General features: G+C 67.6%; 7 protein-coding genes. 3 read left to right on the forward strand and 4 right to left on the reverse strand.

Annotated elements, in window-relative coordinates:
* Positions 1–4 precede the first annotated feature (4 nt).
* Positions 5–694, reverse strand: a complete 690-nt coding sequence (locus ACT6UX_RS14770; protein WP_444775914.1) for an endonuclease/exonuclease/phosphatase family protein — start codon at positions 692–694, stop codon at positions 5–7.
* Entirely contained in the window at positions 691–2,922 is a 2,232-nt protein-coding gene (locus ACT6UX_RS14775) for a VTT domain-containing protein (protein ID WP_444775915.1), read from the reverse strand. Before ACT6UX_RS14775 ends, ACT6UX_RS14770 begins: the two co-directional genes overlap by 4 nt.
* A 230-nt stretch (positions 2,923–3,152) precedes the next feature.
* Between ACT6UX_RS14775 and ACT6UX_RS14780 the strand changes: the two genes are divergently transcribed.
* The 3 genes from ACT6UX_RS14780 to ACT6UX_RS14790 all read left to right on the forward strand — a co-directional run bounded on the left by ACT6UX_RS14780 (position 3,153) and on the right by ACT6UX_RS14790 (position 6,731).
* Positions 3,153–3,941 (forward strand): YggS family pyridoxal phosphate-dependent enzyme, encoded by a 789-nt coding sequence (locus ACT6UX_RS14780; protein ID WP_444775916.1) that lies wholly within the window; start codon positions 3,153–3,155, stop codon positions 3,939–3,941.
* A gap of 100 nt (positions 3,942–4,041) precedes the next feature.
* Positions 4,042–5,406 carry an LLM class flavin-dependent oxidoreductase gene (locus ACT6UX_RS14785; protein ID WP_444775917.1) on the forward strand — a complete coding sequence of 455 codons (1,365 nt, stop codon included), beginning with the start codon at positions 4,042–4,044 and terminating at the stop codon, positions 5,404–5,406.
* Positions 5,403–6,731 (forward strand): LLM class flavin-dependent oxidoreductase, encoded by a 1,329-nt coding sequence (locus tag ACT6UX_RS14790; protein ID WP_444775918.1) that lies wholly within the window; start codon positions 5,403–5,405, stop codon positions 6,729–6,731. Before ACT6UX_RS14785 ends, ACT6UX_RS14790 begins: the two co-directional genes overlap by 4 nt.
* A 7-nt stretch (positions 6,732–6,738) precedes the next feature.
* Here the strand turns inward: ACT6UX_RS14790 and ACT6UX_RS14795 are convergent, their stop codons facing one another.
* Both ACT6UX_RS14795 and ACT6UX_RS14800 read right to left on the reverse strand, forming a co-directional pair.
* Complete coding sequence (locus ACT6UX_RS14795; protein WP_444775919.1) at positions 6,739–8,343, reverse strand: ABC transporter substrate-binding protein; 1,605 nt, start codon at positions 8,341–8,343, stop codon at positions 6,739–6,741.
* Between the two features lie 94 nt (positions 8,344–8,437).
* Positions 8,438–9,244 carry a glycoside hydrolase family 25 protein gene (locus tag ACT6UX_RS14800; RefSeq protein WP_444775920.1) on the reverse strand — a complete coding sequence of 269 codons (807 nt, stop codon included), beginning with the start codon at positions 9,242–9,244 and terminating at the stop codon, positions 8,438–8,440.
* Positions 9,245–9,321: the final 77 nt, after the last annotated feature.

Consider the following 9,321-nt stretch of genomic DNA (forward strand, 5'->3'; position numbering starts at 1 on the left):
CACGCTAGAGCTCGATGTCGGCGATCACCGGCAGGTGATCCGAAAGATCGCGGGCGCGGTGGTCGGTGCAGCTGCCGATCAGCGACGAGGCCGGAAAGAGATAGATGCGGTCGAGCTCGAAGAGCGGCAGCTTTGCTGGAAACGTGCGATGGCGGCTGAAGCCTGGCAGAGCGCGCGCGAGGCTGCGGCGGACCGAGCCGGCCCAAAGCCAGTCGTTGAAGTCGCCGAGTGCGACGGTCGGACGGTCGAGCCGGCCCAGCATCTTCAGGAGCGCCATCGCCTGGTTGCGACGCTCGCGCAGGGTGAGGCCGAGATGGGTGGCGATCACGCGCAGCGGGCCGAAGGGGGTCGCGACGTCGGTGCAGATGGCGCGCCGCGGCTCGCGCTCCGGATAGGAGAGATCGTGGATCTGCGTGTTCTCGAGCGGCCACCGGCTGATCAGCGCCTGGCCGTACTCGCCGTCGGCGGTCACCACCGTCTTGGCGCCGATCCCGTGCGACCCCAGCGCCGCCTGCAGCACGTCGAACGGATTTCCGGCCTGGGCCTGGCGGACACGTCGCGAATCGATCTCCTGCAAGGCCACGATGTCGGGCGCATGGCTTTTCACCAGCTCGATCACCCGGTCGAGGTCGAAGCGCGGATTGCGACCGAACGCGCCGTGGATGTTCCACGTCATCAGGCGAACGGAGTTCAAGTGGTGCGTTCCCCCAACCGCGACACGATGGCCTGGGCGCCGAAGGACAGGCCGATCCAGCCGGCGACACAAAGCACCAGCACGGCGATCTGCCCGGCGCTGGGATCGGCGAAGACTTTCGCGATACGGTCGCCCATCAGCGCGATGGCGGCGATGCCGGGTCCCATGCCGATCAAGGTTCCCAGCGCGAAATCCACGAAACGGATGGAGCCGGCCCCCGCGGCGAGATTGATTAGCGAGAACGGCGCCACCGGCACGACGCGCAACGCGACCATCGCCAGAAGACCGCGGCGTTGCAGGCGGTCGCGAAGCTTGTCCCAGCGCTTGCCGAGCAGGCGCTTCGGCACTTCCTGGCCGAAACGGGCACCGACCGCGAACATCAGCCCCGCGCTCGCCGTGACGCCTGCGCTGGCATAAAGCATGCCCCACCAGGGGCCGAACACCGCGGCCGTTGCCAGGATCAGAATGGTGACGGGAAACGCCACCGCACCCCCCAACAAGAACAGACCGACGACCATGCCCAGAGCCCACGGCTCGCCTTCGGCGCCCTTCAGCAGGCCGCGGATATGGTCGGGCTGCGCCAACTCCCTCAGCCCGGTGAACTGCCAGGCGAGCGTCAAGAGAAGGATCAGACCGATCGCACCCGCCACCAGCATGCCCGCCTTGCCGAGCAGTCCCTCCTCGGCCGAACTCTCGTGACCGCATGCGGGCCCTCGCGCCGCTTCGGCCTCTCTCTTCCTGGCCGCGCGCCGATCCTCGCGCCTGGCCAGACGTCGGCCGACGGTGCGGCTGCCATGGAACAGTAGGCGCGGCAGAAAGCGGCCGGCGAGGCGACCCAGCCGCAGTGGCCGCGCCGGATCGGCGATCCGTTCGGCGAGACGGGCGAAAATGGTGCGGTCGGGCTGGCCATCGTCGATCGCGGTGAGACAGTGGCCGTTGCCGCACAGCCGGTCGGCCGCGCGCACCAGCGAGCGCTCCCGTGACACGGCCGCCGCGACCTCTTCCTCCGAGACGCCACAATGCTCGCCGAGCAGGCGATTGCGCAGCCTCGTGATGGTGGCGCGCTCCCGATCCGTCGACGCCTCGATCGCGAGGTCGCACTCGGTATCGGCGCCCATGGAGCGGTTGTTGAGGTTGGCCGATCCCACCCGCAGGAGCCAGTCGTCCACGATCATGATCTTGGAATGGATCATCGTGTAGGTGGACTGGCCCTCTTGGTCGATCGACGGATAGACCAGCCGGACACGATCGCCGCCCGCCCCCTTCACGGTGCGCCAGAAGCGGATGCGGCCGTTGCGCATGGTCCGCCGCTCGACGAAGGAATCGTGGCTGCGCGGCGCAATCATCAGGACCTCGAGTTCCGGCCGCTCGCGCAGCCGGCGGGCGAGCGCCGAGGCGACTACGCCGGAGGTCATGAACTGGTTCTCGATGTAGATCGTGCGCTCGGCGCACGCGATGCTGTCGACGAACAGCGCCTCGGCCTCCCGCACTTCATGCTCGCGATGATAGCGCGGCTGGGTGCGGGCGATCGCGACCGCGACGTCGGTGAAATCGGGCTCGAAGCTTTCGGGCCAGGGTTCGCCTTCCGGCCGGACCTCGGGCTCGCCGCCATTGGCATGGCACCAGCGCGCCCGTGCCAGCAGTGCCAGGGCGCGCGCCGCCTCGCCATCGACCATCATCTGGACATCGTGGAACGGCCGATAGGGCTCGCCCGCCGGATCGACGCGCCGCGCATTGTCGGGCTCGTGGCGGCTGGTGTCCCAGCGCCGGATCGTCAGGTCGAGGCCGCCCGAGAAGGCCAGCGTATCATCCACCACAACCAGCTTCTGGTGCTGCGAGGATCCGAATGGCACCGTCGAATCGAGGCAGAAGGTGACCTGCGGCGGCATCTGCCAGTTGAGAAACAGGCGCGGCAGGGGTTCGCGCTCATGCGCGTAGACGAGGGAATAATCCCAGAGAAGCAGGTGGATTTGCAGCTCCGGCCGCCGCTTGGTCAATTCCGTCAGGAAGGCCGCAAGGTTGATCGGCAATCCGTCGGTGGGTGACCGGTCGCCCACCAGCTCGGTACGACTGTCGATGTCCCAACCGACGATGAAGATCGTGCGCCGCGCCTGCAGGAAAGCCTCGCGCACCGCTGCGAAGAACGCCGCGCCGTCGACCAGCACCGCCGCCCGGCGCGCCCGCTCGACCTTCCACACCGTGCGTCCAGTCTGAAACAGAGGCGACATGGCGCCTATAACGCCGGTCGGCCTCCAATGATCCGCAGCGCAAAGCCACGAAATAGGGAACGCCCCTGCATCGCGCTCGTTCACGCCTCATGTTGGATTTTCTGGGTGGCCTGTTGTGGCCGGTCGTCATCGTGGTGACGACGGTGTCGATTGCCGTCGGCATCGGCGTGTTCATAGCGACGCGCAAACTCGACTAGGGTATCTCTACCGGACCCTCTGGCCGGATACCCATGAACGCCTCTTCCGAACCCGCAATCCTGACCGCCGAAGACATCAAGCGCTTCGGTCCCGATCCCCTCGCCATGTTCAGCCGCAACCTCGCTTCCGTGGAAGAGCGGATCGTGCGGGCCTGCGCCCGTGCCGGACGGCCGCGCGAGTCGGTGCGCCTGCTGCCGATCACCAAGACGGTGCCGGCCCACGTCCTGCGCTTCGCCTACCAGGCGGGCATCCGCGACTTCGGCGAGAACAAGATCCAGGAAGCCGTGGCCAAGCGCGCCGAGCTTTCGGACCTCGCCATCGACTGGTGCATCGTCGGACATCTGCAGACCAACAAGGTCAAGTACCTGACCCGCTTCGCGCGGGAGTTCCATGCGCTCGACAGCGTGCGGCTGGCCGAGACGCTCGACGCGCGCCTCGACAGGGAGGATCGCTCCCTCGACGTCTACGTGCAGGTGAACACGTCGGCCGAGGAAAGCAAATACGGCCTGCAGCCCGGCGAGCTGCTGCCCTTCCTCGACGAACTCCGGCGCTTTCCGCGACTGAAGCCGCGTGGGCTGATGACGCTCGCGGTGTTCAGCACCGAGCTCGACAAGGTCCGTCCCTGCTTCGAGCGCCTGCGCGACCTGCGCGATACGGCCCTGCGGCACGATCCGGCGATCCGGGAACTGTCGATGGGCATGTCGAACGATTTCGAGGAGGCGATCGTGCAGGGCGCCGACGTCGTGCGCGTCGGCGAGGCGATCTTCGGCAAGCGCTCGACGCCCGACGGCCATTATTGGCCGGTGGCGGAGAAGCCGTAGGCGCCCTCCACGGCCCGGTTCTTGCGACGGCATCTGGCGAGGCTGGCGGTCGTGCCATACGGACCGGCGGCCGACGGTGCCCCAACGAGGAGCCGAGGCCATGATGCATCTCGCCTGCATTCCCAATCTCGTCGGCGGCCATCTCGGCGGCTGGCGCCACAAGGATGCCTTCGACAGACCGGTGATGAATCTCGAAGCCTTCATCGAGATGTCCCAGATCGCCGAACGCGGAAAGTTCGACTGCGTGTTCCTGGCCGACGGCAACGGCGTGCGCGACATGGACCGCCCGGCCCTGTTTGCCGCCAATCATCCCTCGGCGCGACCGTCCTTCTTCGAGCCGACGACCCTGCTCTCCGCCGTGTCGATGGTCACCCGGCATGTCGGTGTCGTCGCCACGGCAACCAGCACCTACGACGAGCCCTGGATGGTGGCGCGCCGCTTCGCCTCGATGGACCATATCAGCAAGGGCCGCGCCGGCTGGAACCTGGTCACGGCGTCGAATGCCGGCGACGCGCTGAACTTCGGCCGCAGCGAACATATGGGCCGCGAGGACCGCTATGCGCGGGCCCAGGAATTCTACGAAGTGGTTGCGGCCCTGTGGGACAGCTGGGCCGACGATGCCTTCCCGCAGGACAAGGCGAGCGGCCAGTATCTCGACCCGACGCGCGTGCAGCCGATCGACCATAGCGGCGCGCATTTCACCGTGAAGGGGCCCTTGAACATCTCGCGCACGCCGCAGGGCCGGCCCATCGTGTTCATGGCCGGCCAGTCCGCTCCCGGCATGGAACTGGCGGCGCGCTATGCCGACGCGCTGTTCGGCGCCGGCACCACCAAGCAGGACTGCATCGACGCCTATGCCGACATCAAGGGCCGCATGGCGCGCTACGGCCGTTCGCCCGACACGCTGAAGATCCTGCCGGGCGTCAGCGTCTTCACCGGCCGCACCGCCGCTGAGGCGGAGGATCTGTACCTGGAACTGCAGTCGTTGATCTCGCCTCCGCTGGGTGTGCACTATCTCTCCAAGATGCTGGTGCACGATCTCGAGACCCTGCCGCTCGACGGCCCGCTGCCGTTCGACGATCTCGCCGAGGAGACGCTGGGCGGCAGCAGCCTGCGCCGCTACATCATCGACATGGCCCGGCGCGACAACCTTACGATCCGCGAGACCTACCAGCGCACGCTGCCGGCGCTGGGCGGCCCGGTGTTCAAGGGCAGCCCGACGCAGGTCGCCGACGAGATGGAGGATTGGTGGCGCAGCAAGGCCGGCGACGGCTTCACCATCATGGCGCCGGTCCAGCCGCGCGGCCTCAGCGAATTCGTCGACCTGGTCGTGCCCGAGTTGCAGCGCCGCGGCATCTTCCGCAGGGAGTACGAGACCACGACCTTGCGCGGCCATCTCGGCCTGCCCGACGCGCCGAGCCGGTGGCAGCCCGAGGCGGCAACAACGGAGCGCGGCGCGGCATGATGGTGCTCGGTTTCACCGGCGGCGCTCTGGGCGGCCATCTCGGTGGCTGGCGGCATCGCGATTCCTTCCCCACGACCACCATGCAGCTGCAATGCATGGTCGAGATGGCGCAGATCGCCGAACGCGGCGGCCTCGACATGATGTTCCTGGCCGACGGCAACGGCGTGCGGCAGATGGACAAGCCTGCCCTGTTCGCCGCCAACAGCCCGTCCGACCGTCCGGCGGTGTTCGAGCCGGTGACGTTGTTCGCCGCCCTGGCGCAGCACACAAATCAGATCGGTTTGGTCGCCACGGCGACCACCACCTACGAAGAGCCCTTCAGCATCGCCCGCAAGTTCGCCTCGCTGGATCATCTGAGCGGCGGCCGGGCCGGCTGGAACCTCGTCACCACGCAGTATGTCGAGGATGCCAAGAATTTCGGCCGCGACGAGCATATGGGCCGCGTCGAGCGCTACGAGCGGGCGCAGGAAAGCCTCGACGTCGTGCGCGCTCTCTGGAATTCGTGGGCGACCGATGCCTTCCCGCAGGACAAGGCGACGGGACAGTATCTCGACCCGGCGCGTGTTCGCCTGACAAATCACCGCGGCGCGCATTTCGCGGTCAAGGGACCGCTCAATGTCGCCCGCACGCCGCAGGGCCAACCGGTGGTCTTCATGGCCGGCCAGTCGGAGGCCGGCAAGGAGCTGGCGGCCTATGGCGGCGAGGGCCTGTTCGGCACCGCCAGCAGCAAGGCGCAGGCCCAGAAGGAATATGCCGACATCAAGGGCCGGATGCCGAAGTACGGCCGTCCGCCCGATGCGCTGAAGATCCTGCCCGCGCTCAGCGTGTTCGTCGGCCGCACCCGCGCCGAGGCCGACGCGCTCTATGACGAACTGCAGGGCCTAATCGCCCCGTCGCTCGCCGTCAGCTATTTGTCGAAGCTGGTGGGTTTCGACCTGACCGACGCCCCGCTCGACGGGCCGATGCCGGCGAGCCCGGGCGAAAGCGTCGGCGGCACCGCGATCGGCCGCTCGGTGCTGGAGATGGCGGCGCGCGAGGGCTTGAGCGTGCGCGGCACCTACGAACGCGTCCTGCCGTCGATGGGCGGCAACATGGTGAAGGGCGATCCGGTCGAGGTCGCCGACATGATGGAGGATTGGTACACCGGCAAGGCATGCGACGGGTTCATGCTCTCCATGCCCGTCCAGCCGCGCAGCCTGCGCGACTTCGTCGAGCTGGTCGTGCCGGAACTCCAGCGCCGCGGCCTGCGCCCGCCCGAGTACCGGGGCGCATCCCTGCGCGAGAACATGGGCCTGCCGATCCCGGCCGACCCCTTCCTGCCGTGAGTTGCGGCTAAGGCGTCTTCTCCGCGTTCCAGAACAGCATCGCCGTCATCGGTGGCATCCAGCCCTTGGTGTTGGTGCGGTAGGCGAACTGGCCGTACCACTCGCCCAGCGGATAGTGCGTGCCCAGCGTCACGGCGCGGGTCTGGATCTCGTCGGCGATCGCCTTCTTCTTCGCCGCGTCGCTTTCGAGCGCGAACTGGTCGCGCAGCTCCTCGATCCGCTTGTCGCACGGCCAGCCGGGCGTCGCCTTCTCGCAGGAGGCATTGAGGTTCTGCGACACGATCGGGTCGGACGAATCCAGCGCACCCCAGCTCGTCAGGAAGACGCTCCAGCCGCCTTTGTCCAGCGCGTCCCGCTTGTTGGTGCGGGCCACGGTCGTCTGCCAGTCCATCGACTGCATGTCGACCTTGAAACCGGCGCGCTCGAGTTGCGACTTCGCAACCGGTGCGAGGTTCATCAGCGCCGGCAGGTCGGTCGTGTGCATCACCACCAGCGGCGTGCCGTCGTAGCCCGCCTCCTTCAGGAGCTCGCGCGCCTTGGCGACGTTGCCTTCGAGACGTCCGTCCATCGCCGTGGTGCTGGCCAGCGGCGTGCTGCAGATGAAGTAGGCCTTGCAGAGCTGGAAGAACTTCTCGTTGCCGATCTGGGCCTCGAGATAGGGGCGCTGGTCGATCGCATAGCCGATCGCCTCGCGGATCTTCGGATTGTCGAGCGGCGGGTGCAGCCAGTTCAGGCGGAACGTGTACTGGCCGGGATACTTGCCGCGCATGAAGGCGATCGACTTGTTCTTCTCGACCATGGGCACGAGGTCGAGCGGCAGCGCCTCGATGGCATCGATCTCGCCGGTCATCAGCGCGTTGGCCGCCGTCTGGATGTCGGGCATCGCCAGCCATTCGATGCGGTCGAACTTCGCGACCTTGCCGCCGGCCAGACCCGAGGGCGGCTCGGCGCGCGGCTTGTAGTTGGGATTCTTGACGTAGACGACCTTCTCGCCGGGTTTCCACTCGTCGGCCTTGAAGATCCACGGCCCCGAACCGGTGGCCTCCTTGATCTGCTGCGTGCCCGGCGTGTCGGCGACGCGCTTGGGCATCATGAAGGGCACGGTGCTGCCGGGCTTCGCCAGCGAGGCGATGACGAAGCCGTAGGGATTCTTCAGCGTGAGCTTGAAGGTCTTGTCGTCGACGACGTCGAACGACTGCGTGTGCTGCATCAGGCGCTGGCCGACGCCGTCGCGCTCGGCCCAGCGCTTGACCGACTGGATGCAGTCCTCGGCCTTCACCGGCGCGCCGTCGTGCCACGAGAGGCCGTCGCGCAGCTTGAAGGTATAGACCAGCCCGTCCGGGCTCACCGTGTAACTATCGACCATCTGCGGCTGCGGCTTCAGGTCGGCATCGAGCGCGAACAGCGTGTCGTAGACGAGATAGGCATGCGTGCGCCCGATCTGCGCCGACACCCAGATCGGATCGATCACCTTGAGGTCGGAATGCATCACGACCTTCAGGGTGGAGGGCGGCTTCTGCGCCGATGCCATTACCGGGAGAGCGGCCAGCAGAGCCGCCGCTGCTCCGCCGACCAGATGACCGAGGACCCTGCGCCTTACGTTTGCCAGCATGCCCAAACCCTCCGGCGACCTGCGCCGTCGAGGAGCATGAAGCAAAACACGTGCTAGGTCACAGCTTCAAGATCGCCCTCGCATCGAGGAGCGATCACGCGCCCCAGAAACCCTGCAGCTCGCTTGCGCCGCCGTTGAACAGGTTGCGGTCGCAGTGGCTGACGCCCTGCACGATGTTGGTCTGGCCGTAGGCCGGCTTGCCGACGCTCTCGTCGCCGGCATATTGCCAGAGGCGCCAGCCCGTCTGCTCCCAGGCGATCGGCACTTCGGGCGAGTCGTGATAGTCGGCGATCCACAGACCGCAGCGGGCGACGATCGAGTCCGGCGTTATGCGCGCGCCGAGGCTGAGGTTGGAATTCGGCAGCGGATCGCCGTTGGCCCAGGTCGGATGCACGTAGACGACTGGCAGCCGGCCGGTCGCCGCGGCGACGGCCTGCACGAACTCCTCGGCCTGGTCGAGCCGCATCGAGTTGTTCGGATTGTTCTCGTTGGCTTCGAGATCGAGCGCGAGCTGGGTGCGCGGGCCGGGCCGCGCGACGGAGAGAAAGTACGCGGCCTGCCGCGCGCCCGAGGTCTGGCCCGTGCCGAAATGATAAGCGCCCCACAGCAGCCCCGCCGCCTCCGCCTGCGGTCGCCGGCCGGCATAGGCCGTGTCGAGATAGTCGCCGCCTTCCGTCGCCTTGTGGACGACGCCGAGCATGCCGCTGCGGCGCACCGCCCGAAAATCCGTGACCGTGACGCTGCGGCTGAGATCGATCACCGCATCCACGCCCATCGTCGCCCGGTCCGGTGGCGGCGGCGCGATCGGATAGCGCATGGCGGTCGAAACCGGCTGTTGCGGGGTGCAGGCGGCGGCCGTCGTGGCGGCCAGGCCGGAGAGGATCGTTCGGCGGGAGATCATGACGCAAGAGTACGACGTTCCACGCGCCCGGCAAGCCGCCCCAGCAGTCCCCTGGCGTCCCTATTCCCGGCTGATCG

The sequence above is a fragment of the Reyranella sp. genome (assembly GCF_052439685.1).
Taxonomy (GTDB): domain Bacteria; phylum Pseudomonadota; class Alphaproteobacteria; order Reyranellales; family Reyranellaceae; genus Reyranella.

Bases quoted from the DNA above. Each gene is read 5' to 3' on its own strand.
- ACT6UX_RS14795 (WP_444775919.1), bottom strand. From the start codon at position 8,343: ATGCTGGCAAACGTAAGGCGCAGGGTCCTCGGTCATCTGGTCGGCGGA.
- ACT6UX_RS14800 (WP_444775920.1), bottom strand. From the start codon at position 9,244: ATGATCTCCCGCCGAACGATCCTCTCCGGCCTGGCCGCCACGACGGCC.
- ACT6UX_RS14775 (WP_444775915.1), bottom strand. From the start codon at position 2,922: ATGTCGCCTCTGTTTCAGACTGGACGCACGGTGTGGAAGGTCGAGCGG.
- ACT6UX_RS14790 (WP_444775918.1), top strand. From the start codon at position 5,403: ATGATGGTGCTCGGTTTCACCGGCGGCGCTCTGGGCGGCCATCTCGGT.
- ACT6UX_RS14780 (WP_444775916.1), top strand. From the start codon at position 3,153: ATGAACGCCTCTTCCGAACCCGCAATCCTGACCGCCGAAGACATCAAG.
- ACT6UX_RS14785 (WP_444775917.1), top strand. From the start codon at position 4,042: ATGATGCATCTCGCCTGCATTCCCAATCTCGTCGGCGGCCATCTCGGC.